This window comes from Mesorhizobium sp. WSM4832 (assembly GCF_055811115.1).
Genome location: NZ_JBVVQH010000010.1, coordinates 93,900 through 120,149, shown reverse-complemented (window position 1 = coordinate 120,149; position 26,250 = coordinate 93,900). Strand labels below are relative to the sequence as shown.

Below are 26,250 nucleotides of genomic sequence, written 5' to 3'. Positions count from 1 at the left end.
AAGACACCTGCTACTTCACGTTGACCTTCAACTCCTGCCACAGCGCAAGATACTTCTCGCGCTGCTCGTCGGTGATCGGCGCCTGGAACTGGATGCGCTTGGCGACCTCGGGGCTGCCCATGACCTTGCGGTTGAAGGCATCCTCCGGCAGCGCATCGACCGCCTTGATATTGGCCGAAACCGGCGCGCCCACCTTGGTGACCCATTCGACATAGAACTTCGGGTCGATCATGTAGTTGATGAAGGCCTCGGCGCCGGCGACGTTCTTGGAACCGACGGGGATCGAGAAGGCGTCGAGCCAGGCGACGGAACCTTCCTGCGGGATGACCAGCGAGACCGGCAGCTTGAAATGCGTCTTGGCGCGATCGGCCGAGCCGCTCCAATAGGTACCGATATCGATCTGGTTGGAGGCGACCATCTGGTTCCAGTCGTTCTCCGAGCTCCAGAAGGTCTTGATCTGCGGCATCAGCGAGGTGAGCTTCGCCTTGACCGCATCCATGTCCTTGATGTCGTTGATGTTCTGCCCCGAAGCCAGCGCGCCGAACTGCACCGCCTCGACGGCGTCGTCACGGATGATGACGCGGCCCTTATGCGCCGGGTCCCACATCTCGGCGATGCTCGTCGGCGGCTTGTCGAACGACTTGTCGTTGATGGCCAGCGCCGTCAGACCCCACACCCACGGCACGCCATAGACCTTGCCGTCATGGTTGAGCATCGGCGAGCCGGCCTTGTCCTTGGCGATGTCGGCATAGTTGGAGAGCTTCGAGACATCGATCGGCTGGATCAGCTTGCCGGCCATCGCCTGGTCGTTGAAGGCGGCATTGATCATGACGACGTCGTAGAGGCCGGGATTGGTGCGGATCTTGGTCAGCATCTCCTGCTCGGAGTTGAAGAAGTCGTTGACCACCTTGAAGCCGGTCGCCTTCTCGAAATTGGCGATCGCCCAAGGCTCGTCGGCGCCGTAGCCCTTCCAGTTGAGCACATGCACTTCCTCGGCTGCTTGTGCTGCCAGCGTGAATGCTGAGACGAAGACGGCGGTCGCCGCCAGGAAAGCGGTCAGTCTGGGCATGCGCATGTTTTCTTCCTCTCATTGTTTGCCCGGTTGATGGGCTTGTTAAGTCGCAGTCGCTTCCTCCCGGCCATGCGCGGTCGTTGCTTGGCCGTGCCGGCTCAGGAATTCCTGGATTTCCGCGTCGGTCGGCGCCGAGGACCCGCCATGGCGGGTGACCGAAAGCGCGGCAGCCGCATTGGCGTAGCGTGCCGCGTCGCAAGGGCGCAGACCGCGCGAAAGGCCGCTGACGAAGGCACCGATATGCGTGTCGCCGGCCCCGTTCGTGTCGACGGCTTCGACGTCGAAACCGGGCACCGCGCGGGTGCCGCCATCGGCAATGCGCACAAGGCAGCCGCGCGCGCCGGCGCGGATGACGACGCCTTCGGCCTTGGGGCAATGCTCGGCAAGCAAACGGATAGCGACGGTCTGGGCATCGCCCGCGCCGGCGATTTCGGCGGCCTCGTTTGTGTTGCAGCTCAGCCAGGTCGTGCGCGCCAGCACCCTGTCCAGGATCGGCCGCGGAATGTCGGCGATCACCGGCGTCGGGTCGAAGACGAAAGGAATGTCGGCCGGCAGCGCCTCGATCCAGGCGGCGAGCACATCACGGCTGCCAGAGTAGCTCAGCGTGTAGCCCGAGGCGAAAACCCAGTCCCCCGCAACGACTTGGACAGGCGCCATCATGTCCGGCGTGAGCCGGCTTTCGGCGCCCGGCCAGGAGACGAAGGTGCGTTCGGCGTCGCTGCTGATCATGGCGACGCAGTTGCCGCTGTCCATCAAAGGCGATGGCGGGGTCAGCGTCTCGATTCCTTCGGTCGCCAAAGCGGCGCGCAGGAAGTCGCCGTCCGGCCCGGTGCCGAGTTGGCCGCCGAACACCACCTTCATGCCGGTGCGGCCTGCGGCGACCATCATGTTGAAGCCGCCGCCGGCGATCCGCGCATAAGCTGTCGCGGTTTTTTCCGTGCCGGCCGCCGGCAAGGCATCGATACGGTAGACATAGTCGACCACAGCGCTGCCGACATGGACGAGCCGCCCACTCATGCGGCGTCCTCCCTGCCGGAGCCAGCCTTTGCGTTTCGTGCCGCGACCAGATCAGCAGCCAGCGCGCGAACCTCGGCGAGGTCTATGCCCTGCAGCCTCGCGATGCGGTTCTGTGGCAGGCACGACAGACCTGAACAGGCGCCGGCCATGCCGGCGGCGATGGCGCCGATCGTGTCGGTGTCGCCGCCGAGATTGGCCGCAATGACGGCGGCCCGCCATGCATCGCCTTGCGCAACCTCCAGCACGGCGAATGCCGCCGGCACCGATTCCTGGCTGGCGACGCCGGTACCGACCAGGTCGACGATCAGCTTGATCGCTTCTTTTTCGGCCTTGCCGCGAACGAGCTCCTGCGCCCAGACAATGCGCGCGGCAATGTCGCCACCGGTCACCCAATGGCCGAGCGCGGCGCCAAGTCGTGCCGCAGCGACCGCGTGGCCGGATGCGGCCCGCCAGTCGCCACCCGAGACACCGAGACTGACCGCGGCGGCGACCGCGGCGGCCGATGCGATGGCTATCGAGGTGTTGTGCGTGGCCCGGCAGGTTTCCGCCACTTTGGCGACAAGTGCTGCGAGCGGCTCCGGCGGCATCATGATGCCAACCGGCGCGATGCGCATCGCCGCGCCATTGGTGTCGCCGCCACGCCCGGCCTCCTCGGCCGGCACGCCGCTGTTGATGGCGTCGATGGCACGCTTGGTCGACGGTCCCAGCAGGTCGTAGCTGCCGCGTGCCTTGACGTCGCGCTCCCAGTCGAGCAGCGCGTTGACCCAGCGCGCATGATCGAAACGCTCTCCGGAGTCCACGAGGATGCGGCCGAGTAGCAGCGCCTGCTCGGTGTCGTCGGTGATCGCGCCGGCCGGCAGCCCCTTCGACACCGGGTGATCAACGGCAGGCGCGACGAAATCCTCGACGTGGCCGTAAAGCTCTGCGATGCGGGCCGGCGACAGAAGCTGCGTCGGCATGCCCAGCGCGTCGCCTAGCGCCCCGCCGATCAGCGCGCCCATCGCCCTATCGCCCATTGTTCGACCGCTCGCCTTCCCGACCACGCTCAGAACTCCAGATGCAGCGCGAAATGCGCTGGGTTGAGCAGGCTGGTGACGAATTCGATGGCGCGGCCGTCGGCGGCGCGCGTCAGGCGGCGCGTGCGCAGGAACGGCGTGCCAGGGGCGCAGCCGAGGATCGCGGCATCGGCGGCGCTCAGCATCTCGATGTCGACCCATTCTTCGCCGTGGTCGGGAACAAGCCCTGCTCCGCGCAGCGTCTGGTGAAGCGTGCCTTCGCGCAAGCCGCGCAGCGGTATGTCCTCCAACTCGGGTGACAGCGGCAGGCGGCTGCGCTCGATCGAGATGGCGTGGCCGTCGTCGGCATTGGTGCGGGCGCGGTCGACGGCGATGAAGGACGAACTCTCGACCCCGAGCCTGGCCGCCAGCTCCGCGTCCTCGATGATCTCGAGCCGCAACGTGCGGGTCTCGGCATTGGCGCCCGCATTGGCAAGCGCGCGCGACCAGCCGATCGCATCATCGACCGGCTTGCCGTCGAAGGTCACGAAGGAGCCGATGCCGACCCTGGTGGTGATGAGCCCCCGGCTCGACAGTTCCTCGAGCCCCTTGCGGACTGTGTTGCGGCTGACGGAGAAGCGCTGGACGAGCTCGTTTTCGCTCTGCAGGCGGTCACCGAAGCCGAGCAGACCGGAGCGTATCTCATGCTCCAGAACCGTCGCGATCTGCTCGGGCTTGCCCGTGCCGGGAGTAAGCTGCATTGCGCGACGGGTCATATCGATACCTGTTCAATGAACCTGTATAGTCCTGTTCATTAATGTATCTGAAATGAAGCGTCAACGGCCTTGCGCCTGACGATCGAGCGGGCGTTAAACGAGGAAGAATTCCTCGACGCGCTGCTTGGCCTTCCGCAGCACCGGCAGGATGTCACGCTCCATCGCCTCGACCGAGAACCGCGCCGACTGCGTCGAGACGTTGATGGCGGCGACGGTGCGGCCGGCGCGATCGACGATCGGCACCGCGATCGAGCGCAGGCCGAGCTCCAGTTCTTCGTCGACGATGGCAAAGCCGTCCGCCCTCGCCTTGTCGATGGCCTTGCCGAGCGCGGCGCGGCCGGTGATCGTCTTCGGGGTGCGCCGTTCGATTACCGCCTCGGCAAGGAAGGTCTTCAACTCATCCGCCGCCAGGCCGGAAAGCAGCACCCGTCCCATCGATGTGCAGTAGGCCGGCAGCCTCGTGCCGATATCGAGCGCCACGCTCAGGATGCGTCGTCCTGGAATACGCGCGACATAGACGACATCCTCGCCCGACAGCACCGCCGCATTGCAGGCTTCGTCGAATTGTCCAGCCACCTCGCGCATGATTGGCGCCGCGAAGGTCCACAGCGAAGCGCCACCGAGCCAGGTCCGCGCTACGGTCAAAAGACGTGGCGACAGCGAAAACAGCCGGCCCGACTGCGTGGCGTAGCCGGTGGTGGTCAGCGTCAGCAGAAAGCGCCGGGCGCCCGCGCGAGTCAGACCCGCCTCCTCCGCCATCTCGGTCAGCGTCATGCCGGACGGATGGCGGGCGAGGATTTCCATCACCGCCAGGCCGCGCTCCAACGAACCGACATGGTCGCGCGAGCCGGCCTCTTCTTCCGCGACCGCTTCCATGACGTTGACTCCCAATTCAGGGCAGATTAAAAAGTATCGCATATCAAACATATGTTCGCAATGCGAACTTTTTCGATCTACGGAGCCTCGAGATGGTCAAGTTCCTGCCGCTTGAAGGGGCGGTCGCGGCGAATCTGCATGACGGCGACACAGTCGCCTTCGAGGGCTTTACCCATCTGATCCCGACCGCCGCCGCGCATGAGGCGATCCGCCAGGGCTTTCGCGACCTGACTCTCATTCGCATGACGCCCGACCTGATCTACGACCAGATGATCGGCATGGGCATGGCGAAGAAGATCGTCTTCTCCTATGTCGGCAACCCGGGCGTCGGCCTGCTCAGGCGCGCCCGCGACGCGATCGAGAACGGTTTTCCGCGATCGATAGAAGTGGAAGAGCACAGCCACGCCGGTATGGCCAATGCCTATGAGGCGGGCGCCGCCGGCCTGCCATGCGCGGTGTTTCGCGGCTATCGCGGCGCCGGTCTTGCCGCGGTCAATCCCAATATCAGATCAGTCACTTGCCCGTTCACCGGCGAGGCTCTGGCCGCCGTCCCGGCGATCCGCCCGGACGTCACCTTCATCCACGCGCAGAAGTCGGACCGCAAAGGCAATGTGCTGGTCGAGGGCATTATCGGCATCCAGAAGGAGGCCGTGCTGGCGGCCAGGCGCGCTGTCGTGACGGTCGAGGAAGTGGTCGACAATTTCGACGACCTCCACCCCAACCTCACCGTGCTGCCAAGCTGGACGATCGCGGCGATCTCGGTCGTTCCGGGCGGCTCGCACCCCTCCTACACGCATGGCTATTACGAGCGCGACAACGCGGCCTATCTCGAATGGGATGAGATCGCCGCCGACCGCGACCGCTTCCAGGCATGGATGCAGAAGAACGTCATCGAGAGCAGCGCCGACGACTTTGCCGGCCGCGTCGAGCATCTGAGGAAAGCCGCATGAGCGACGCTGACAATCCGGGTTTCACCCCGAACGAGATGATGACGATTGCCGCCAGCCGCGCCTTGAAAAGCGACGACGTCTGTTTCGTCGGCATCGGCGCGCCGTCGGCCGCCTGCAATGTCGCGCGCCTGACGCACGCGCCCGACATCACGCTGATCTACGAAAGCGGCACCATCGGCACCGCGCCCGACGTCCTGCCGCTGTCGATCGGCGACGGCGAATTGTGCGAGACGGCCGTGACCACCGTCGCGGTGCCGGAAATGTTCCGCTACTGGCTGCAGGGCGGCCGCATCTCGATCGGCTTCCTGGGCGCCGCCCAGCTCGACAAGTTCGGCAACATCAACACCACCGTCATTGGCGATTATGCGCATCCCAAGACGCGGCTGCCCGGCGGCGGCGGCGCGCCGGAAATTGCCACCTCGTCCAGACAGGTCTACATCACCATGGCCCAGTCGAAGCGCGGCATGGTCGAGAAGATCGACTTCTTCACCTCCTTCGGCCATGGCGAGGGCGGCGACCACCGCAAGCGCCTCGGCATCGACACGGCCGGCCCGACGCTTCTGATCACCGACCTCGCCATCTGGAAGCCGGACCCGGTGACCAAGGAATTCACCGTGGTGTCGCTGCATCCCGGGGTCTCTCGCGAGCAAGTGCAAGCGACCTGTGGCTGGGCCGTGAAATTCGCGGAGGCTCTTGACGAGACGCCGGCGCCGACGGAACTCGAGCTGAAGACATTGCGCGACCTGCAGGCCCGCACCAAGGCGGCGCATGCCGGAACCGCCAAAGGGAAAGCTGCATAAATGACCGAAGCCTTCATCTGCGATTACATCCGCACCCCGATCGGTCGCTTTGGCGGCGCGCTGTCCTCCGTGCGCGCCGACGATCTCGGCGCCGTCCCGTTGAGAGCGCTCGTGGAGCGCAATCGGGGCGTCGACTGGGCCGCCGTCGACGACGTCGTCTATGGCTGCGCCAACCAGGCCGGCGAGGACAACCGCAACGTCGCGCGCATGGCGCTGCTGCTTGCCGGCCTCTCCCAGGATATTCCTGGCTCGACGGTCAATCGTCTGTGCGGCTCGGGCATGGATGCCGTCACCATCGCCGCGCGCGCCATCAAATCAGGCGAAGCCGAGCTGATGATTGCCGGCGGCGTCGAATCGATGAGCCGCGCGCCCTTCGTCATGCCGAAGGCCGACACCGCTTTCTCGCGCAATGCCGAGATCTACGACACCACCATCGGCTGGCGTTTCGTCAACCCGCTGATGAAGAAGCAGTATGGCGTCGATTCCATGCCGGAGACCGGCGAGAACGTCGCCGAGGATTTTTCCGTCAGCAGAGCCGACCAGGACGCCTTCGCCGTGCGCAGCCAGGACAAGGCCGTCGCCGCGCAAGCCAATGGCCGGCTGGCGAAAGAGATCACGCCGGTGACCATCCCGCAGAAGAAGGGCGATGCAATCATCGTCTCGAAGGACGAGCATCCCCGCGCCGGCACGACCGTCGAGGCGCTGGCCAAATTGCCGACCCCGTTCCGGCAGGGCGGCACGGTCACCGCCGGCAACGCCTCCGGCGTCAATGACGGTTCGGCGGCGCTGATCATCGCCTCGGAAGCGGCCGCGAGAAAGCATGGGCTGACACCGATCGCCCGCGTCCTCGGCGGCGCCGTCGCCGGTGTGGCGCCGCGCATCATGGGCATCGGCCCGGCGCCGGCCACGAAGAAGCTCTGCGCCCGCCTCGGCCTGGTGTCCGAGCAATTCGACGTCATCGAATTGAACGAAGCTTTCGCCTCCCAGGGCATTGCCGTGCTGCGCCAACTCGGAATTTCCGAGAAGGCGGAACATATTAACCCCAACGGCGGCGCCATCGCCCTCGGACACCCGCTAGGCATGTCGGGCGCGCGCATCACCGGCACGGCGGCGCTCGAGCTGCGCGAGCGCGGCGGCAAGCTGGCTTTGGCCACCATGTGCATCGGCGTCGGCCAGGGCATCGCCATCGCGCTGGAGCGGGTTTGAGATCGACAGGCGAACGCCAGGATGTGCCGAGATTGAGGCCAAGTCGGAAATGGTCCGTTGTTAGACTGGACGACATTTTGTAGGTTGGGCATATGGCGCTCAAACGAATGGACAATGTAGGAATTGTCGTCGACGACCTCGCAGAGGCGGTCGATTTCTTTCGCGAGCTCGGCCTCGAGCTCGAAGGGCGGGCCACGATCGAAGGAGAATGGGCCGGACGTGTCACTGGACTGGGCGACCAGCACGTCGAGATTGCCATGATGCGCACGCCGGACGGCCACAGCCGGCTCGAGCTGTCCCGCTTCCTCAGGCCGCCTGTCGTCGCGGATCACCGCAACGCCCCCGTGAATGCGCTAGGCTATCTGCGCGTGATGTTCACCGTGGACGACATCGACGATACGCTCGAACGGCTCCGCAAGCGCGGCGCGCAGCTCGTAGGCGAAGTCGTCCGGTATCAAGACGCATATCGGCTCTGCTACATCCGCGGGCCTGAAGGGCTCCTCATCGGACTTGCCCAGGAACTCAGCTGAGCGCAAGACCAGATAGCCAAATCTAGTAAGGCAGCCCGACGTAATTTTCCGCCAGCGCGGTCGACGCGGCTTTCGAATGCACGAGGTAATCGAGCTCGGCTTCCTGGATGCGCTGGCCGAACTCGCCCGTCTCCGGAAAACGGTGCAGCATCGTCGTCATCCACCAGGAAAAGCGCACCACTTTCCAGACCCGCGCCAGCGCCTTTGACGAATAGGCGTCGAGCCCGGTGTCTGATTTCTCGCGATAGAATTCGCGAAGCCCGGCAAACAGATAGCGCACGTCGCTGGCAGCGAGGTTGAGCCCTTTGGCGCCGGTCGGCGGCACGATATGCGCGGCATCGCCGACAAGGAAGAGCCGGCCGAAGCGCATCGGCTGGGCGACGAAGGAGCGCAGCGGCGCGATCGACTTCTCGAACGATGGCCCGGTGGTGACGGCGGCGGCCGTCTGCAGCGGCAAGCGGCGGCGCAGCTCGTCCCAGAAGCGGTCGTCGGACCAGGCCTCGACGCGCTCGTCGGCGGGAACCTGCACATAGTAGCGGCTGCGCTGCGGCGAGCGCATCGAGCACAGCGCAAAGCCGCGTTCGTGATTGGCATAGACCAGTTCTTGGTCGGCCGGCGGCACCTCGGCCAGCACGCCCAGCCAGCCGAACGGATACTGCCGCTCGAAAGTCTTCAGCGCGCCCGCCGGCACCGATCGGCGGCTGACGCCGTGGTAGCCGTCGCAGCCGGCGATGAAGTCGCAATCGATGCGACGCGCGGCGCCGTCCTTGTCGTAGGTGACGAAGGGCGAGGCGCCGTCGAAATCATGCAACTCGACACTCGACGTTTCGAAAACGGTCACGAGCCCCGCCGCTTCGCGCTTCTGCATCAGATCGAGCGTCACCTCGGTCTGGCCATAGACGGTGACATGCTTGCCGCCGGTGAGCGCGGTCATATCGATGCGATGCGCGCGGCCGTCGAAGGCGAGCGAGATGCCCGCATGCTGCAGGCCCTGGGCATGCAGCCTGTCCGCAGCGCCGGCTTCGCCGAGCAGGTCGACCGTACCCTGTTCGAGCACGCCCGCGCGCACGCGCCCAAGGACGTGCTCCCGGCTCGACCGTTCGAGGATGATTGTCTCGACACCGATGGTGGCAAGCAGTTGGCCGAGCAGCAGGCCGGACGGACCTGACCCAACGATGAGGACCTGCGTGCGCATCAGTGGCCGAGGCTCTCGATCTGCGCGGCCAATTCAGCGGCAAGCCTGAGCGCGCCGGCTGTCGCGACGACCATCTGCGGCAGGATGAGCCACTCCAGCGTCCAGGCGGCGCCCGAGCGCTCCTGCTCATGCACCAGCGCCTGATGCATGCCCGCGAGTTGGACGGCATTGAAGCGCGCGAGCGCCACCAATGCTTCCGCCTTCACCGGGTTCTGCTTGTGCGGCATGGCCGACGAGCCGCCACCGCCGGACAGCTCGATGTCGGTTCCCCCTTGCGCCATCAGCGCGACATCCTGACCGAATTTACCGAGGCTGCCGGTGACGAGCGACAGCCAGCCGGCGAACTCGGCAAGGGCATCGCGCTGGCTGTGCCATTGCGGCGCGTCGGCAAGACCGAGCTTCGCGGCGAGTGCCGCGCGCACGGCCGCCGCGCTGTCGCCGAGCTTTTCCAGCCTGCCGGCCGCACCGCCGAACTGCACCGCCAGCAACCGGACGGAGAGCTCTTTCAAACGTTCCTGGTGACGTTCTAGCGGCGCGCGCCAGGACACGATGCGGTCCGCCACAGTGATCGGGATTGCCGGCTGCATGCGCGTCATCGCCATCAGCGTTCTACCCCCGAACTCCTCTTCGAGTCCCGTGAGACGCACGATGTTTTCACTGCGCAGCAGCCCGATATGCTCGACCGCCTCCCGCAGGCGCAGCACCAGCGAGGTGTCGATGGCATCCTGGCTGGTGGCGCCGAAATGAACGAATTCGCGATACTGCTCGTCGACGATCGCCTTGATCTGGCGCACCAGCTCCGGCACCACGACGCCATCCTTGGTTACCCCGGCGCGCAGCTTCGCCGTGTCCGGCCGGAACGACGCCAGCGCCTTGACGATCGCCGCTTCGGCATCTAGCGGGATCACACCGCGCTCAGCTTCCGCCTCCGCCAGCGCTCGCTCGAAGGTGAGCATCGCATCGATGTCGGCTTCCACCGAAAAATGCCTCGCCGCCTCCTCGTCGCCGAGCAGGCCGGAAAGCAGCGGATGATCGAAAGGCGATACGGTCATATCGTGGCCGGTCAGCTGTCGAAGAAGACCGTCTCCTTCTCGCCCTGCAGATGGACGTCGAAGACATAGGTGTCGCCCTGGCGCTCCGCGATCAGCGTCGGTACACGCAGGCGATGCTCGATCCGCGCAAGGATCGGATCCTCGGCATTGGCCTTGTCCTCGTCGGAGAAGTAGAGCCTGGTATGCAGGCCGATATTGATGCCGCGCGCCACGATCCACAACGTGATATGCGGCGCCATCAGCCGACAGTCACGGAACGGCACGCGGCCGGGCTTGATCGTCTGGAACAGGCAGACGCCCGTTTCCATGTCGGTCGGCTGCCGGCCCCATCCTGAAAAATTCGGATCGGCCGCGCCGCGCAATTCCGCAGGCGAATTGTAGAGCCCGGCGGCATCCGCCTGCCAGATCTCCACCAGCGCATCCTTCAGCGGCGTGCCGGTGCCGTCGAGCACGCGGATGCGCAGCTCGATGCGCTCGCCTTTGGTCTGGTCGTTGACCATGGTCGAGCCGAGGTCGCTGGCATAGACGCCGCCGATGCCGCAGAAATTGGGCGTCAGCCCGATATGCACATAGGGTCCGGCGGTCTGCGAAGGGCTCTCCTTCAGCCGGTCGAGCGACTGCGCCATCAATTGCCCTCCGGCCTGTTCTCGAACAGCGTCGAGCGCCGCCCGCGCAGCACGATGTCGAACTTGTAGGCGAGCGCGTCCATCGGGATCGTCGAGTGCATGTCGAGCGCGGCGATCAGCGCTTCGACCGCAGCCTTGTCGGAAATGCCGCCGACGATCGGACAGCGCCAGATCAGCGGATCGCCCTCGAAATACATCTGCGTGATCAGCCGCTGCGCGAAGCCGTGGCCGAAGACGGAAAAATGGATATGCGCCGGTCGCCAGTCGTTCGGACCGTTCGGCCACGGATAGGGCCCGGGCCTCACCGTGCGAAAGGCGTAGCCGCCATCCTCGCCGGTGATGGTGCGGCCGCAGCCGCCGAAATTCGGATCGAGCGGGGCAAGATAGCCGTCCTTCTTGTGGCGGTAGCGGCCGCCTGCATTGGCCTGCCAGAATTCGAGCAGCACGCCCGGCACGCCCTTGCCGCGCTCGTCCAGCACGCGTCCATGGACGATGATGCGCTCACCGATGGCGCTCTCGCCGGGTTTGGCGAAATTATGGATCAGGTCGTTGTCGAGCTCGCCGAGCATCGCGTGCCCGAACACCGGACCGGTCAACTCCGACAACGTGTTGTCGAATGACAGCAACGCCTTCTGCGGCGAGCGCAGAACCGAGCTCTTGTAGCCCGGCGTGAATGCCGGCGGATGCCATTGGCGATCGCGCTGGAAGAAGGCGCCGGTTTCCGGCGAACGGTTCGAGCCCCGCTCAGCCATGGACAGTCTTGGCTCCATCCATCTGCGCGAACACCTCCTTGGCGATCTTGAAGGCGCGATTGGCCGCCGGCACGCCGGCATAGATCGCGACATGCAGGAAGGCCTCGCAGATATCGTCTCTTGTAGCACCGGTATTGGCGGTGGCGCGCACATGCATAGCGACTTCCTCGTCATGACCAAGCGCCGCAAGCAGCGCCAGCGTCACGATCGAGCGCTCGCGCTTCGACCAGCCGGGGCGCGCCCATACCGTTCCCCAGGCAGCCTCGGTAATCAGTTGCTGGAACGGCCGGTCGAAATCGGTCGCGGCGTCCTCGGCGCGGTCGACATGCGGATCGCCGAGCACGGAACGGCGGACTTCGAGACCGCTCCGGTAGCGGTTCTTCGTGACATCATCCATGAGCAGGCTTTCCCTCAGGCAACGAGGCGACGAAATCGCGGATCAAAGTGACGAGCGCTTCGGGCTGCTCGATGCATAGGATATGCGCGGCATTGCGGATCATTTCGAAGCGTGCGCCGGGGATCAGATCGGCCAGCGAGCGGACAAGATCCGGCGGCGTCGAGCCGTCCTGATCGCCGACGATGCAAAGCGTCGGCACCGCGATGCGCCGTGCGCTGCCGGTGAAATCGGCATCGCGCACGGCAATGCACGTGCCGATGTAACCAGGCAGCGCTTGCCTGATGAGCATGTTGCGACAGCCCGCCAGTTCAGCCGCGCGCCTGGCATGGAAATCCGGCGTGAACCACACCTTCATGATACCGTCGGCGATCGCCTCGATGCCGTCGCGCTCCACGGTTGCGATGCGCGTATTCCAGCTTTCGGCGGTGCCGATCTTATGCGCTGTGTCGCTGAGGATGAGCGCCTCGACCAGCTCGGGCCGGCGGGCACAGAGCCCCTGCGCGACCATGCCGCCGACCGACAGGCCGAAGAGCACCACCTTGCCGAAACCGAAGTGATCGACGAGAGCGCTCAGATCATCGACATGATCATCGATCGAGCGCACGCCACTTCCGATATCCGACAGCCCGTGGCCGCGCTTGTCGTAAACCAGCATCGGCATTTCGCCGGTCAGTTTGGCGACGACATCGTCCCAGATCCGGAAGTCGGTGCCCAGCGAATTGATGAAGATGATCGGACGCGACGTGCCGGTCGCCTCGATAAAGCGGTGATGCAGCGCGACGCCGTCTATGCTGACAAATGGCACGATTTCTATCCTCCAAACTCACATTGCACGACCAGTTTGGTTCGGTAAAATGATATTTTGCGGCGTTTTAAGTGTACCGCGATTCTTCCTTCCCCCCTTGTGGGGGAAGGTGGATCGGCGCGTAGCGCCGAGACGGATGAGGGGTGTTCCAGCGGAGTGAGACGTTGGCGTTCCCTGGAACACCCCTCATCCGTCGCCTTCGGCGACACCTTCTCCCACAAGGGGAGAAGGAGAAGAGCCTTCTCACCCCAGCGTGAGCCCGGCCTTCTTCGCTTCCTCGCGCAGGAATGGCAGGCCGACCTCGATCACGTCGCGCGGGTCTTCCGCCACCGGCCGCCACACGGCCAGCCCGCCGGCGATATCGACGTCGACATGGTTCATGCTTTCGAGCGTGATCGCGCCCTCATAGCCGATGTCGGCGATCGCCTTCATGCAGGCCGCCCAGTTGAGCATGCCGCGCCCCGGCACGCCGCGGTTGGCCTCCGACACATGCACATAGCCGAGGTAGGGCGCCGCCGCCTCGAAGCCCGAGGCAAAGCTCTCCTCCTCGATATGCATGTGGTAGGTGTCGAGATGGATGAAGATGTTGTCGGCGCCGACGCGCTCGATGATCCGCGCCGCGTCGATGCCTCGGTTGATCAGATGCGTCTCGTAGCGGTTGCAAGGCTCGATGCCGAGCTTGAGGCTGCGCGCCTTGGCCGATTTCGCCGCCCGGTCGAGGAAGCGGCACATGCCGTCGATCTCCCTTTGCGTCGGCGCACGCCCAGTGGTCTTGCCGATCGTGCCATAGGTGACGCCGCCGAGCGCCTCGGCGCCCACCTCGTTGCAGACCTTGAAGCCGGACTGCAGGAAGTCGAGCGCCTCGTCCGGCCGCTCGACCACGTCGAGCGCGCGCGGCAGGCCGAGCGACGGGACGAGCTGGACGCCGTAATGATTGGCGAAGCCGCGCGTGCGCTTGGTGTCGATCTCCTCGGGACGCAAGAGCGGGATCTCCATCAGACCGATGCCGAACTCCTTCAGCCGGTCCATCTGCGGCTCGATACGGGCAAGGTCCCAGACCGGAGCGATGGCGAAAGTGTGCAGTCCGAAGGTGTTCATATCAGCCTCGTTGCTCGTGCGCCGCGGCAGCGGCCGTGTCGCCGCCGCCGACGATGCGGCTGACGACTTCGTTCATGTTGGTGTTGCCGGTGACGAGATCGGCGTCCGCCCTGCCGTGGCGCAGCACGACGATGCGGTCGGTGACCGACAGCACGTCGTTCAGCCGGTGCGAGATCAGGATGACGGCGATGCCTTCCGACTTCAGCCGCCGGATGAGGTCGAGCACGCTCTGCACCTCGCGCACGGCAAGAGCCGCCGTCGGTTCGTCCATGATGACGAGCTTCGGGTTGAAGGTGAGCGCGCGCGCGATCGCCACCGTTTGCTGCTGACCGCCGGAGAACGAGCCGACGGACCGGTTGATCGACGGCAGGTGCGCTCCAAGCCGTTCGATCATCTTTGTCGCCTGGCGGTCCATCTCGCCCTTGTCGACGAAGCCCGGGATGACACCGAACAGTTTCTTCACCGGCTCGCGACCGAGGAAGATGTTGGAGGCCACGTCCTGCTGCTTGGCCAGCGACAGATCCTGGTAGATCATTTCGATGCCAAGTCGGCGCCGCTGGCCGGGATCGAGCGGCAGGATGTCCTTGCCGTCGAATTCGATCGAGCCAGTGTCGGCACGGTAGATGCCGGTGATGGTCTTCATCAACGTCGACTTGCCGGCGCCATTGTCGCCGACGAGGCCGACCACTTCGCCGGCGTCGACCGCGAGATCCACGCCATGCAGCACGTCGACCGCGCCGAAGCTTTTGCGGATGCCTTGAAGCGAAAGCAGGGTCATACGCGTGACTCCTTCCGCACCTGGTACTGGTCGATGAAGACGGCGAGGATCAGCACCGCGCCGATCGCCATCTGCTGGTAGTAGGACTGCACGGCAAGCAGTGTCAGCCCGTTCTGCAGCACGCCCATGATCAGCGCGCCGATCATCGTGCCGAGGATGGAGGCGCGGCCGCCGAACAGATTGGTGCCGCCGATGATCGCCGCCGTGATCGCGGTGAGCTCGTAATTGATACCAGCCGTCGGATCGCCCGCATTGACGCGGGCGGTGAAGAGCAGGCCGGCGAGCCCGGCGAGCGCGCCCGAGAGCGTGTAGATGATACGGCGGTGATGCTCGACGCGGATGCCGGCCGCGCGGGCAGCACCCTCACTATCCCCCAGCGCCAGCGTGTGTCGGCCGAAGCGCGTATAGGCAAGCACGCAATGCGCGATGATCGCTGTCAGCACCAGTATGATCACCGGCATCGGAATGCCGAATGGCCGGCCTTGACCGATATAGACGATCTCGGGCGGCAGGCCATAGATCGCCCGGCCCTGCGAGATGACCAGCGCCAGACCGCGCGCCAGGCCCAGCATACCGAGCGTGACGATGAAGGCCGGCACGAAGGCGCGGGTGACCAGTTGCCCGTTGATGTAGCCGGCGATGCTGCCTGCCAGAATACAGGCGATCACTGCGAAGACCGAGGGCCAGCCGAGATTGACGGCGACGAAGGCTCCCGCGACGCCGGCAAGCCCCATGACCGAACCGAGCGACAGATCGAGCCCGCCCGAGCCGATGACGAAGGTGGCGGCGATCGCCAGCACGCCGATCGTCGAGGTCGCGAGCAGTATGTTGAGGAAATTGCTGAGCGACAGGAAATAGGGCGACAGCAGCGCCATCGCCGTACCCAGCGCCAGAAGCACCACCAGCGACTCCAGCCTGATGTGGAGCCTTTCGACGGATGCGCGCTGCACCCGAGCCCAGAAACCGGGCTGCGTCGTTTCGGAAGCCATTTTAGACCCTTCGGGTAAGGGAGTAGGGGAGTAAGGCAGTAGGGGAATAGGGAAAGCAAGATGGCCGGGTGGTTTCGAAGCAGCACAACCGCCCTTCCCTTACTCCCCTACTGCCCTACTCCCTTCCCTTCCTACTTCACATATTGCAGCATCGGCTCCTTGCCGGCGTCGATCACGTCCTTGGTCAGCACCAGCGTCGGCACGGCGATGCTGTCCTCGACCTTGTCGCCGGCTAAGGCCTTCTTGACGTTCTCGACCGCCTGCTTGCCGACCAGATAGGGAAGCTGCGCCACCGAGGCATTGAGGCGGCCTTCCTTGATCGACTTCACCGCGTCCGAATTGCCGTCGACGCCGATGATCGTCACCTGCGGACCCTTGCCGGCCGCGTAGACCGACTCCACCGCGCCTAGCGCCATGCCGTCATTGGCGCAGAAGATGGCGACGAGGTCGGGGTGCGCGGTCAGCGTGTCGGTGGCGATGGAAGCGGCCTTGCCCCGATCCCAGTCGCCCGGCAGCGAGGCGACGATTTCGAGGCCGGGCGCCAGTTCCTTCAACTTGTCGGCAAAGCCCTTGGCGCGCTTCTCGCCGGTGATGTTGCCGGAAAGGCCTTCGATGACCAGCACCGGACCCTTGGCGTCCTTGCCGAGCTTGGTGGCGAGATACTCGGCGCCTTGCGCGCCGGCGGCGATGTTGTCGGACCCGATATGGAAGGTGACCTTCACGCCTTCCTTGTCGAGCACCGCCTGGTCGAGATTGTTGTCGAGGTCGACGATCTTGATGCCGGCATCCTGCGCCGACTTCAGGCAAGGCAGAAGGTTCGTCGAGTTGATCGCCGCCGTGATCATCGCCACCGGCTTGCGCTCAAGCATGGTGTTGCACAGGTTGAGTTGCGGCTCGGCCGCCTGGTCGCTCTCGGCCGCCTGCTGGAAGTATTTCACGCCGGCTTCCTTGGCGCCGTCGGCAACGCCCTGCGCCATGGCGCCCCAGAACGGATTGGCCAGCGTCTTCATCAACACGCCGTATTCGCCGTCCTCGGCCCTGGCGGTGCCGACGGCGCAAAACGCAAGCGCGACACCGATGGCGAGTGTAAATCGATTTATCTTTGACAGATGCGATATCATCCTATCCTCCGTTTGATCCTTGGCGCCGGACGCCTAGGCCAGGGCCGGCGTTTTTCTACCGTTCACGACAATGGGGGCTTTTGTCGGTCTCCTCCCCCGGAATGCGGGCCGCTGCCTGGCGAGCCAACGGATTCCCGCATCAACACCTGGCAGGGTTCGAGCCGCGCCGTGGGCGGTCCCACAGCACCTTCGACCCTGCGAAACAAAAGGTTCATCGCCTCGCTGGCGATCTGGCGCACCGGCTGCACCACCGCGGCGATCGCCGGCCATGTCACCTGCATCCATTCTGCGTCGTCGAAGCCGACCAGCGAGATGTCGTTCGGGCAATGCCAGCCACGCCGGCGGAATTCGGACAACGCGACAAGCGTGCCCTTGAGCAACAGCGAGTAGACAGCGGTCGGCCGCTCGCCCCTGGCAAAGTAATCGCGAAGCGAAGACCTGAGCGGCTCGACGCTGACTTCCGCAGTGATGACGTCGATGCGCACCGACGGATCGAGCGCCAGCGCCTGGGCGCGAAAACCCTCAAGGCGGGCGCGCACGGTCGCCGCCTGCTCGGCAAGGCCGATGACCAGGATATGCCTGTGCCCCTTGCCGAGCAGCATCCGCGCCACCTCGGCGCTGGCGGCGGCGCTGTCGGCCGAGACCGTGTCGAAGGCGTCGTCGGACAGTACGCGGTCGATCAGCACGCCGGTCATACCGTTGGATTTCATGAAGGCGGCCGCCGGCCCATGCTCGTTGCGCACCGGCGCCAGCACCACGCCGGCAACGCGCCAGTCATGCATGCGGGCAAGGATCTCTTTCTCGCGTGCTTCGGACTCGCGGCTGGAGGCTGCCACCAGCGTGTAGCCGCGCTGCTCGGCGAGCCCTTCGAGTTCGGTGACCATCTGGCCGAAGAACTCGCTTTCGAATTCCGGCATGATGGCGCCGATGATGCGGCGCTTGGCCCTGCGCATGTCGGAGGCCAGCGGATCGACGCGATAGCCCAGCAGTTCGACGGCATCGAAGACACGCTGCGCATTTTCCGGCCTCACCGTGGTGACGCCGGCCAGCACCTTGGAGACGGTGGCCGCGGACACGCCGGCGTGGCTTGCCACGTCGTGGATCGACGGACGCCGCTGGGGTTCTTGTTGCGCCATTAACCTCCTCCCGAGGGCAGACAGCCGCCCGCCCTCTCGCTAATGTAATCGATAAATCGATTTTTCGCTGTTGTAAATCGTTTCATCAGGAGTAGAAAACGTAGATGTGATTGACGCGATCCAATCGCGCCGGGAGGAACATCATGCCAAACAAAGCCTTGCCGCTGGTGATCAGCGCACCCGAACCGCGCACGCTCGATTTGATCTTCACGCCGCCGCAGCTGGCGCTGTTTCGCAACAAATATCGCATCGTCGAGACAACGCCTGAAGGCGTATCCGAGTTGCCACCGGATGTGCTGGCCGAAGCGCGCTATATCGTCGGCCAGCCACCGATATCAGCCGAAACGCTGGAGAAGCTGAAGGCGCTGCGCTGCATCTTCAACGTCGAGACCAACCTCATCAACAACATGCCCTATGAGACGCTGTTCGCGCGCGGCATCCATGTCGTCACCACCGGCCTGGTCTTTGCCGAGCCGGTCGCCGAGCTCGGTCTTGCCATGGCGCTGAACCTGGCGCGCAACATCGTCGACGCCGACCTCGCTTTCCGGCAGGGCAAGGAATTGTGGGGCGGCGATGGCAATCAGACCGCGCGGCTGCTGTCCGGCGCCGATGTCGGCATCATCGGCTTCGGCGACCTCGGCCGCGCGCTCAACCGCCTGCTGACCGGCTTTCGCACCCGCACGAAAGTCTACGATCCGTGGCTGCCACCGTCGATCCTGATCGACAACGGCGTCGAGCCCGCCACGCTGGATGAGGTGCTGACGCAAAGCGACTTCGTCTTCGTCGTCGCTTCCGTCACCAGCGAGAACCAGGGTTTTCTGGGCGCGGACTCGTTTGCCCAAATGCGCGAGGGCGCCGCCTTCATCCTGCTCAGCCGCGCCAGCGTCGTCGATTTCCCGGCGCTGATGGCGGCGGTGAAGAGCGGGCACATCGTTGCCGCAAGCGACGTCTTCCCCGACGAGCCGCTGGCGCAGGACCATCCTGTCCGCGCCCTCCCCGGCTTCTTGCGTTCGGCACATCGCGCCGGCGCGCTCGATATCGCCTTCAAGCGCATGGGCGACATGGTGCTGGAGGACATGGACCTGATCGACCGCGGCCTGCCGCCAATGCGCTCCAAGCGGGCGGAACGCGAGACGGTTTCGCGCATGCGCTCGAAGCCGGTCGACAGGAACTGAACAACCTGTCTACAGCGTGCCGAGCCGAAGCGCGTCACGCGCAATTTGCCAGGCCGTTTCCACATGCCGCCGGGCCGCGGCCTCCGCCGCTTCCGGCTTGCGCGAACGGATCGCATCCATGATGGCGTTCATTTCGGCGATTGCCGGCTCGCGGCGGTTCGGCGACGTGATTGTCATCGAACGCAGCTGGTTGATGCGGACATTGAGACCGGTGACGATCTCCCACGCGATACGCTTGTCGGCGGCTTCGAACAGCACCTCGTAAAACCGCGCGGTTGCCCGCATGACCTCGGCCGGCACGCCGGACGCCCATGCTTCAAACAGCTTTGCCAACGCCGCATCGAGCAAGGCGATCTGGTCGTCGGTGGCCGAAGCGGCACAGGCCCTGGCCGCTATGCCTTCGAGCAGCGCGCGCAACTCGTAGATCTCGTCGGTCCGGCCAAGGTCGGGCTTTGCCACCGCCGGTCCGTGCCCGGGTATCATCTGTACAAGGCCCTCGGCCTCCAGCTGCCGCAACACCTCGCGCACGACCGAACGGCTAACCCCCAGCTGATCGCAGAGCGGCCGCTCGACCAGCCGTTCGCCGGGCTGGAAATGGAAATCCATGATCGCCTCGCGCATGCGCTCCAACGCGAGCGTCCTCAGCGTCTTGGCGGAGCGGTCGATGCGAAGCGTGTCGTCAGCCATTTTTCCTCCGCCACGAAGCAATTCCAGGAAAAGTGTGAAGCGGCTTTCCGTCCGGAATTGCTTCAACAAAGACCCCGCTGCACAAAAACAGATTCCATGGCCAATTGACAAGGCACTCGGCACTCCATAGCATGGTATACCATAAGACGATACAGAAATTGATGCAGCCGCGAGCGGCTCCATCCGAGGAATTCCATGCAGCCGGCCATTCGCAAGATCGTCACCTATACCGAGAACACGCTGATCGAGGGCGGCAAGGCGGCTCCACGGCCGTTGCGCCTGATCGGCGTCGCCGCCGTCCTGACCAACCCATGGGCCGGCCGTGGCTTCGCCGAGGACCTCTCGCCAGAGATCCGTGCCTTCGCGCCGGTGCTTGGCGAAACGCTGACCAATGAAATCATCTGCGTGGCGGGCTCGGGCGAAGCGATCGAAGGCTATGGCAAGGCCGCCATCTGCGGCACGTCGGGCGAGATCGAGCATGCGTCGGCGCTGATCCACACCCTGCATTTCGGTAACCACTATCGCCGCGCCGTCGGCGCCAAGACCTACCTCGCCTTCACCAATCTGCGCGGCGGTCCCAACACGCCGATCATGATCCCCCTGATGGACAAAAGCGACGAAGGCCGCCGCTCCCATTATCTCACCGTGCATTTCCAGATCGGCGACGCACCCGCCCCGGACGAGCTGGTGGTGGCGCTCGGCGCGTCCATCGGCGGCCGGCCGCATCACCGCATCGGCGATCGCTATCAGGACCTGAAGGAGCTCGGAGACCTGCATGGCTGACGCCGCGACGATCCGCAGCAAAGCCCCCGACGGCACCGGCTTCATCCGGGCCGGTTCGGGCGCGCCGGTCCTGCTGATCCACGGCGTCGGCATGGATGCTGCGATCTGGCAGCCGCAGATCGCCTCGATGCAAGGTCGCTTCGACGTCATCGCCATCGACATGCTCGGTCATGGCGCCTCGCCTCTGCCCCCGGAAAACGCCGGCCTGTCCGACTTCGCCGATCAGGCGATCCGTCTTCTCGATCATCTTGGCCTCGACCGCGTGGCCGTCGTCGGTCACTCCATGGGCGCGCTGGTCGCCCAGGAACTGGCGCTCCGCGCGCCATTACGCGTCGGTTCGCTCGTCTGCCTCAACGCCGTCTTCCGCCGCCCGCCCGAACTCGCGCAAGCGGTGCGCGAACGGGCGGCGGCACTCGGCGGCCCCGGCGATCCGTCGGCCATCGCCGCGACGATTGCCCGCTGGTTCGGCGATCCGATCCCGCCGCTTCTGGCGGACGCGGCCGCGACGGCCCGCTCGGCGCTCGAAAGCGTCGACGCAGAAGGCTATGCCCGCACCTATCGTCTCTTTGCCCATGCCGATACCGAGCACGCCGATCGTCTGGCCGATCTCTCGGCACCCGCGCTGTTCATGACCGGCTCGGAAGATCGCAACTCGACACCCGCTATGTCGGCGGCGATGGCGCGGCTTGCGCCGGCCGGGCAATGCCTGGTGCTGAGCGGCGAAAAGCACATGATGACAATCGCTTCGCCGCAAAAAGTGACTCAGCGCATCACGGCCTTTCTCGACCAGGTCGCGGCTGTTCGCCCCGTGGCCATAAAGATCGACCCCGCATTCGATGCCATGGAATTCCGGCGCGCGCTGGGTTCCTTCCTGACCGGCGTCACCATCGTCACAACGATCGACGAGGCCGGCGACCCGCGCGGCTTCACCGCCAATTCCTTCACTTCGGTTTCGCTCGATCCACCGCTGGTGCTGGTCTGCATCGCCAAGAAGGCGCTAGGACATCAGGCCTTCGCGACATCGAGAGGCTTTGCCATCAACATCTTGTCGGAGGCGCAGAAAGCGGCGTCCGGCATCTTCGCCTCGAAGGCCGCGGACAAGTTCGCCTCCGTGGCATGGCAGCCCGGACAGGCTGGCAATCCGCTGATCGAGGGATCGGTCGCGGTGTTCGATTGCGGCATGGAACAGTTGGTCGACGCCGGCGATCATTCGATCCTCATTGGCCGCGTCCACGACTTCACCCATAACGGCGCGCAGCCTCTCGGTTATTGCCGGGGCGCCTATGTCACGCCGGGCCTCAGCCAGGACGCGCTCGCGGCCGCCGCTCCGCCCGGAACCGAGGTCGGCGCCATCCTCGAGAACGAAGGCCGCGTGCTCTTCTTCGAGACTACCGAGGGATCCTACCTATTGCCGGCCGGGCATGGGCTGGGCGCCGCGAACGACCCTCGCAGCCTCAGGGGACGGCTTGCCGCCAAGGCCATCGACGCCGAACTCGGCTTCCTCTACGCGGTGTGGGACGACGCGACGGACGCTTCGCGCACCCATGTCTATTATCGCGGAACGGTGGAGGCCCCCGTCTCCGGCGACGGCCAGATCAGCTTTGTCGAGATCGAACGCATGGCCGAATTGAGGATCGCCGACCCGGCTGTCCACTCGATGCTCGCCCGCTATGCACGCGAGCGTGCCGAGGACACTTTCGGCGTCTATGTCGGCAACGAAATCGAAGGCGAGGTCCGGCCGCTCGCCAAGCCGGCGCCAAACCATTCCGGCCCAATCCATCCCGGCCAGCGGTGACACCGATGAAATTTTCGCTTTTCGTCCATATGGAGCGCTCGGATCTCGCCAAGCCGCATTCCGATTTGCTGACGGAATTGGAAGAACTCGTCCTGCTGGCTGAAGCGGCGGGTTTCGAGACAGCCTGGATCGGCGAGCATCACGGGATGGAATTCACCATCTCGCCGAACCCCTTCATCAACATCGCCTATCTGGCCGCCAAGACGAAAACCATACGCCTCGGCACCGGCACCATCATCGCGCCCTTCTGGCATCCGATCAAACTCGCCGGCGAAGCGGCGATGGCCGATGTCATCACCGGCGGCAGGCTGGACATCGGCATCGCGCGCGGCGCTTACAGCTATGAATACCAGCGCGTCTTCCCTGGGCTCGATGCCTGGGGCGCCGGCCAGCGTATGCGCGAGATAATACCGGCGATCCGCGGCCTCTGGGACGGCGACTACGAGCATTCCGGCGAGTTCTGGCAGTTCCCGCCGACCACCTCTTCGCCCAAGCCGCTGCAAAGGCCCTATCCGCCGATCTGGGTGGCGGCCCGCGATCCGAACTCGCACGACTTCGCGGTCGCCAACCAATGCCAGGTCCAGGTGACGCCGCTGGCTTCCGGTGATGGCGAGGTGGCGAGCCTGATGGAGCGCTTCAACGCCGCCTGTGCTGCGCATCCCGACATAGCGCGGCCGGAAATCATGCTGCTGATGCACACTTTCGTGGCCGAGGACGCCGCCGACGCAGAGCGCCTGACGCAGGACCTGTCGCAGTTCTACTGCCAGTTCGGCGCCTGGTTCCAGAACAAGAAGCCGGTGCACCAGGGTGTTCTGGAGCCACTGAGCGAGGACGAGATCGCGGCCATGCCGCAATACGCCCCCGATAAGATCAGGCAGAACCTCGTCATCGGCGAGGCCGACGAGGTGATCGCCAGGCTGAAGACCTACGAGGCGCAAGGCTACGACCAGTACTCGATCTGGATCGACAGCGGCCTGTCGCACGAGCGCAAGAAGAAATCGCTGCGGCTGTTCATCGACAAGGTGATGCCGGCCTTCCAGGAGGCAGGGGCGCGATGAGCAGCACGGCGTTCAGGAACTACATAGACGGCCAGTTCACGGAGCCTTCCTCCACCTTCGACAGCATCGATCCGTCGACGGGCCTGCCCTGGGCGAAGATGCCGGCCGCGACCGTTGCCGATGTCGACCGCGCCGTTGAGGCCGCGCACCGGGCGCTGCGCTCCGATCCATGGGCGGCGATGACCGCGACTGCACGCGGCAAGCTGCTGGTCAGGCTCGGCGACCTCGTCGCCGCCAATGCCGGCCGCCTGGCCGAGCTGGAAACGCGCGACACTGGCAAGATCATCCGCGAGACGCGCGCCCAGATCGCTTATGTCGGCGACTACTACCGCTACTACGGCGGCCTCGCCGACAAGCACGAAGGCGCCTTCATCCCGATCGACAAGGCCGACATGGAAGTGACGGTTCGGCCCGAGCCGATCGGCGTCGTCGCCGCAGTCGTGCCCTGGAACTCGCAACTCTTCCTGTCGGCGGTCAAGCTAGGCCCGGCGCTGGCCGCCGGCTGCACCGTCGTGCTCAAGGCCTCCGAGGATGGCCCGGCGCCGCTGCTCGCTTTCGCCGAGTTGGTTAGCGAAGCCGGCTTTCCAGCCGGCGCTGTCAACATCATCACCGGCTTCGGCCATGATTGCGGGCATCGCCTGACCAGCCATCCGCTGGTCGCCCGCGTCGCCTTCACCGGCGGCCCCTCAACCGCTCGGCGGATCATTGCCAACACGGCCGAGAACCTCGCCTACACGACGCTCGAGCTCGGCGGCAAAAGCCCGGTGGTCGTCTTCGCCGACGCCGACCTCGACAGCGCCGCCAATGCCGTCGTCGCCGGCATCTTCGCGGCCACCGGCCAGAGCTGCGTTGCCGGCTCGCGACTGCTGGTCGAGCGTTCGGTCAAGGACGATTTCCTTGCCCGGCTGAAGCGCAAGGCCGAAGCCATCGTCATCGGCGACCCGCAGGATCCCGCCACCGAGATGGGTCCATTGGCGACCGCGCGGCAGCGCGAAAAGATCGAGGCGATCATCGCGGAAAGCGTGGCGGCGGGCGGGCGGCTGATCACCGGCGGCGCGCGGCCTAAGGACAAGGCTGACGGATTTTACTATGCGCCGACGATCATCGAGGCGCGGGACCAGGCCCTCGCCTGCGTGCGCGAGGAACTGTTCGGCCCGGTGCTCAGCGTGCTTGCCTTCGACAGCGAAGCGCAAGCGCTGGCGCTTGCCAACGACACGCCGTTCGGGCTCGCTTCCGGGGTCTTCACCAGCAATCTCGCCAAGGCGCATCGCATGGCGCGCGGCATCCGTGCCGGCGTCGTCTGGGTCAACACCTACCGCGCCGTCTCGCCGCTGGTCCCTTTCGGCGGCTATGGCCTTTCGGGCCTTGGCCGCGAAGGCGGCCTCGATGCCATCCGCGATTACACGCGCTCGAAATCGGTGTGGATCCGCACCTCGGACGACCCGATCCCCGATCCTTTCGTCATGCGCTGAGGCGCATGGCGAGGGTGCAGACAAGAATAAGAAACGGAACAACCAATCAGAGGAGAACGACATGAAACTGATTTTCGCCGGCATCCTTGCCGGACTGATGGCGACCACGGCCGCGAAGGCCGACGAGATGGTGTTCACAAGTTGGGGCGGAACGACCCAGGAAGCCCAGACCAAATCCTGGGCCGAACCCTTCACCGCCGCGTCGGGCATCAAGGTGCTGCAGGACGGGCCGACCGACTATGGCAAGCTGAAGGCCATGATCGACGCCAAGAACGTCACCTGGGATGTTGTCGATGTCGAGATGGACTTCGCCATCAAGGCCGCAAAGGACGGTCTGCTCGAGCCGATCGACTTCGCCGCCGTGCCGAAGGCCGACCTCGACCCGCGCTTCAGCAACGAGAATGCCGTCGGCAGCTTCTACTATTCCTTCGTGCTCGCTTGGAACAAGGGCGCCGTCTCCGGCGAACCGGCGAGTTGGGCCGACATGTTCGACACCAAGAAATTCCCGGGCAAGCGCACCTTCTACAAATGGTCGGCGCCGGGCGTGATCGAGATCGCTCTGCTCGCCGACGGCGTGCCCGCCGACAAGCTCTATCCGCTCGACCTCGACCGCGCCTTCAAGAAGCTCGACACCATCAAGTCGGATATCGTCTGGTGGAGCGGCGGGGCGGAATCGCAGCAGCTGATCGCCTCCGGCGAGGCCGCCTTCGGCCAGCTCTGGAACGGCCGCGTCTTCGCGCTGGAGAAGGACGGCGCAGATGTCGGCGTCTCCTGGAACCAGAACCTGACCGCAGCCGACGTTCTCGTTGTCCCGAAGGGCGCCAAGAACAAGGACGCCGCCATGAAATTCCTCGCTGCGGCGACCAGCCCGACCGGGCAGGCGAAATTCGCCGAGGCGAGCGGCTACGCGCCGATCAACACCAAGGCCAAGGCTGAAATGCCCGCCGAAGTGGTCAAGGGCCTGCCCGACGCCCATGTCGACGGCCAGATCAACCTCGACATGAACTATTGGGCCGAGCATCGCGACGAGATCGCCACGCGCTGGTACGCCTGGCAGGCGAAGTGACGCCCGTCTTTTCCTGACAGGATCGGGATGGCACCAGCCGTCC

At 65.2% G+C, this 26,250-nt stretch carries 27 protein-coding genes; 10 read left to right on the top strand and 17 right to left on the bottom strand.

The genetic code is table 11. The annotated features are described in order from the left end of the window. Positions 1 to 10 precede the first annotated feature (10 nt). The 5 genes from AC0L2L_RS16250 to AC0L2L_RS16230 all read right to left on the bottom strand — a co-directional run bounded on the left by AC0L2L_RS16250 (position 11) and on the right by AC0L2L_RS16230 (position 4,736). Entirely contained in the window at positions 11 to 1,075 is a 1,065-nt protein-coding gene (locus AC0L2L_RS16250; RefSeq protein ID WP_473579596.1) for an ABC transporter substrate-binding protein, read from the bottom strand. A gap of 39 nt (positions 1,076 to 1,114) precedes the next feature. Beyond that, positions 1,115 to 2,089 (bottom strand): PfkB family carbohydrate kinase, encoded by a 975-nt coding sequence (locus AC0L2L_RS16245; RefSeq protein WP_473579595.1) that lies wholly within the window; start codon positions 2,087 to 2,089, stop codon positions 1,115 to 1,117. Continuing rightward, a complete protein-coding gene (locus tag AC0L2L_RS16240; RefSeq protein ID WP_473579594.1) occupies positions 2,086 to 3,105 on the bottom strand; it encodes an ADP-ribosylglycohydrolase family protein in 1,020 nt (339 codons plus the stop codon). Before AC0L2L_RS16240 ends, AC0L2L_RS16245 begins: the two co-directional genes overlap by 4 nt. Positions 3,106 to 3,134: 29 nt before the next feature. Further along, complete coding sequence (locus tag AC0L2L_RS16235) at positions 3,135 to 3,860, bottom strand: GntR family transcriptional regulator (protein ID WP_473579593.1); 726 nt, start codon at positions 3,858 to 3,860, stop codon at positions 3,135 to 3,137. 93 nt (positions 3,861 to 3,953) lie between these two features. Further along, positions 3,954 to 4,736 (bottom strand): IclR family transcriptional regulator domain-containing protein, encoded by a 783-nt coding sequence (locus AC0L2L_RS16230; protein WP_473579592.1) that lies wholly within the window; start codon positions 4,734 to 4,736, stop codon positions 3,954 to 3,956. 92 nt (positions 4,737 to 4,828) lie between these two features. Here AC0L2L_RS16230 and AC0L2L_RS16225 point away from each other — a divergent pair, with 92 nt between their 5' ends. From AC0L2L_RS16225 to AC0L2L_RS16210, 4 genes are all read left to right on the top strand, one after another. After that, positions 4,829 to 5,686, top strand: coding sequence for a CoA transferase subunit A (locus AC0L2L_RS16225; RefSeq protein WP_473579591.1), 858 nt, complete (start codon positions 4,829 to 4,831; stop codon positions 5,684 to 5,686). Next, positions 5,683 to 6,486: a CoA-transferase subunit beta gene (locus tag AC0L2L_RS16220; protein ID WP_473579590.1), complete on the top strand. Its 804-nt coding sequence runs from the start codon at positions 5,683 to 5,685 to the stop codon at positions 6,484 to 6,486. The genes AC0L2L_RS16225 and AC0L2L_RS16220 overlap by 4 nt, the downstream gene beginning before the upstream one ends. Next, a complete protein-coding gene (pcaF, locus tag AC0L2L_RS16215) occupies positions 6,487 to 7,692 on the top strand; it encodes a 3-oxoadipyl-CoA thiolase (protein WP_473579589.1) in 1,206 nt (401 codons plus the stop codon). 92 nt (positions 7,693 to 7,784) lie between these two features. After that, positions 7,785 to 8,222, top strand: a complete 438-nt coding sequence (locus AC0L2L_RS16210; protein WP_473579588.1) for a VOC family protein — start codon at positions 7,785 to 7,787, stop codon at positions 8,220 to 8,222. 22 nt (positions 8,223 to 8,244) lie between these two features. Here AC0L2L_RS16210 and pobA read toward each other — a convergent pair whose 3' ends face one another. The 11 genes from pobA to AC0L2L_RS16155 form a co-directional block, all read right to left on the bottom strand. Then, a complete protein-coding gene (pobA, locus tag AC0L2L_RS16205; RefSeq protein WP_473579587.1) occupies positions 8,245 to 9,417 on the bottom strand; it encodes a 4-hydroxybenzoate 3-monooxygenase in 1,173 nt (390 codons plus the stop codon). Further along, complete coding sequence (locus AC0L2L_RS16200) at positions 9,417 to 10,469, bottom strand: 3-carboxy-cis,cis-muconate cycloisomerase (RefSeq protein ID WP_473579586.1); 1,053 nt, start codon at positions 10,467 to 10,469, stop codon at positions 9,417 to 9,419. Before AC0L2L_RS16200 ends, pobA begins: the two co-directional genes overlap by 1 nt. 11 nt (positions 10,470 to 10,480) lie before the next feature. Next, the gene (gene pcaG, locus AC0L2L_RS16195; protein WP_473579585.1) at positions 10,481 to 11,095 is read right to left on the bottom strand and encodes a protocatechuate 3,4-dioxygenase subunit alpha; all 615 of its coding nucleotides are present in this window, start codon (positions 11,093 to 11,095) and stop codon (positions 10,481 to 10,483) included. After that, the gene (gene pcaH, locus AC0L2L_RS16190) at positions 11,095 to 11,847 is read right to left on the bottom strand and encodes a protocatechuate 3,4-dioxygenase subunit beta (protein WP_473579584.1); all 753 of its coding nucleotides are present in this window, start codon (positions 11,845 to 11,847) and stop codon (positions 11,095 to 11,097) included. The genes pcaG and pcaH overlap by 1 nt, the downstream gene beginning before the upstream one ends. After that, on the bottom strand, positions 11,840 to 12,244 hold the full coding sequence (gene pcaC / locus AC0L2L_RS16185) for a 4-carboxymuconolactone decarboxylase (RefSeq protein ID WP_473579583.1): 405 nt from the start codon (positions 12,242 to 12,244) through the stop codon (positions 11,840 to 11,842). The genes pcaH and pcaC overlap by 8 nt, the downstream gene beginning before the upstream one ends. Next, positions 12,237 to 13,049 (bottom strand): 3-oxoadipate enol-lactonase, encoded by an 813-nt coding sequence (gene pcaD, locus AC0L2L_RS16180; RefSeq protein WP_473579582.1) that lies wholly within the window; start codon positions 13,047 to 13,049, stop codon positions 12,237 to 12,239. The genes pcaC and pcaD overlap by 8 nt, the downstream gene beginning before the upstream one ends. Before the next feature lie 243 nt (positions 13,050 to 13,292). Beyond that, a complete protein-coding gene (locus AC0L2L_RS16175) occupies positions 13,293 to 14,147 on the bottom strand; it encodes a sugar phosphate isomerase/epimerase family protein (protein WP_473579581.1) in 855 nt (284 codons plus the stop codon). 1 nt (position 14,148) lies between these two features. Further along, positions 14,149 to 14,925 (bottom strand): ATP-binding cassette domain-containing protein, encoded by a 777-nt coding sequence (locus AC0L2L_RS16170; RefSeq protein WP_473579580.1) that lies wholly within the window; start codon positions 14,923 to 14,925, stop codon positions 14,149 to 14,151. Then, the gene (locus AC0L2L_RS16165) at positions 14,922 to 15,914 is read right to left on the bottom strand and encodes an ABC transporter permease (protein ID WP_473579579.1); all 993 of its coding nucleotides are present in this window, start codon (positions 15,912 to 15,914) and stop codon (positions 14,922 to 14,924) included. Before AC0L2L_RS16165 ends, AC0L2L_RS16170 begins: the two co-directional genes overlap by 4 nt. A 131-nt stretch (positions 15,915 to 16,045) precedes the next feature. Then, entirely contained in the window at positions 16,046 to 17,035 is a 990-nt protein-coding gene (locus tag AC0L2L_RS16160; protein ID WP_473579578.1) for a sugar ABC transporter substrate-binding protein, read from the bottom strand. A gap of 62 nt (positions 17,036 to 17,097) precedes the next feature. After that, complete coding sequence (locus AC0L2L_RS16155) at positions 17,098 to 18,171, bottom strand: LacI family DNA-binding transcriptional regulator (RefSeq protein ID WP_473579577.1); 1,074 nt, start codon at positions 18,169 to 18,171, stop codon at positions 17,098 to 17,100. A gap of 143 nt (positions 18,172 to 18,314) precedes the next feature. Here AC0L2L_RS16155 and AC0L2L_RS16150 point away from each other — a divergent pair, with 143 nt between their 5' ends. Continuing rightward, positions 18,315 to 19,346 (top strand): hydroxyacid dehydrogenase, encoded by a 1,032-nt coding sequence (locus tag AC0L2L_RS16150; RefSeq protein ID WP_473579576.1) that lies wholly within the window; start codon positions 18,315 to 18,317, stop codon positions 19,344 to 19,346. Positions 19,347 to 19,355: 9 nt separating this feature from the next. On the opposite strand, the gene AC0L2L_RS16145 is transcribed toward AC0L2L_RS16150, so the two are convergent. Continuing rightward, positions 19,356 to 20,033 carry a GntR family transcriptional regulator gene (locus tag AC0L2L_RS16145; protein ID WP_473579575.1) on the bottom strand — a complete coding sequence of 226 codons (678 nt, stop codon included), beginning with the start codon at positions 20,031 to 20,033 and terminating at the stop codon, positions 19,356 to 19,358. 195 nt (positions 20,034 to 20,228) lie between these two features. Between AC0L2L_RS16145 and AC0L2L_RS16140 the strand changes: the two genes are divergently transcribed. The 5 genes from AC0L2L_RS16140 (at position 20,229) to AC0L2L_RS16120 (ending at position 26,207) form a co-directional block, all read left to right on the top strand. After that, positions 20,229 to 20,816 carry an amino acid synthesis family protein gene (locus tag AC0L2L_RS16140; protein WP_473579574.1) on the top strand — a complete coding sequence of 196 codons (588 nt, stop codon included), beginning with the start codon at positions 20,229 to 20,231 and terminating at the stop codon, positions 20,814 to 20,816. Then, positions 20,809 to 22,611, top strand: coding sequence for an alpha/beta fold hydrolase (locus AC0L2L_RS16135; RefSeq protein WP_473579573.1), 1,803 nt, complete (start codon positions 20,809 to 20,811; stop codon positions 22,609 to 22,611). The genes AC0L2L_RS16140 and AC0L2L_RS16135 overlap by 8 nt, the downstream gene beginning before the upstream one ends. Before the next feature lie 5 nt (positions 22,612 to 22,616). Beyond that, the gene (locus AC0L2L_RS16130; protein WP_473579572.1) at positions 22,617 to 23,669 is read left to right on the top strand and encodes an LLM class flavin-dependent oxidoreductase; all 1,053 of its coding nucleotides are present in this window, start codon (positions 22,617 to 22,619) and stop codon (positions 23,667 to 23,669) included. Next, complete coding sequence (locus tag AC0L2L_RS16125; RefSeq protein WP_473579571.1) at positions 23,666 to 25,141, top strand: aldehyde dehydrogenase; 1,476 nt, start codon at positions 23,666 to 23,668, stop codon at positions 25,139 to 25,141. Before AC0L2L_RS16130 ends, AC0L2L_RS16125 begins: the two co-directional genes overlap by 4 nt. A 61-nt stretch (positions 25,142 to 25,202) precedes the next feature. Next, positions 25,203 to 26,207 (top strand): ABC transporter substrate-binding protein, encoded by a 1,005-nt coding sequence (locus AC0L2L_RS16120; RefSeq protein WP_473579570.1) that lies wholly within the window; start codon positions 25,203 to 25,205, stop codon positions 26,205 to 26,207. The last annotated feature ends 43 nt before the right edge of the window (positions 26,208 to 26,250 follow it).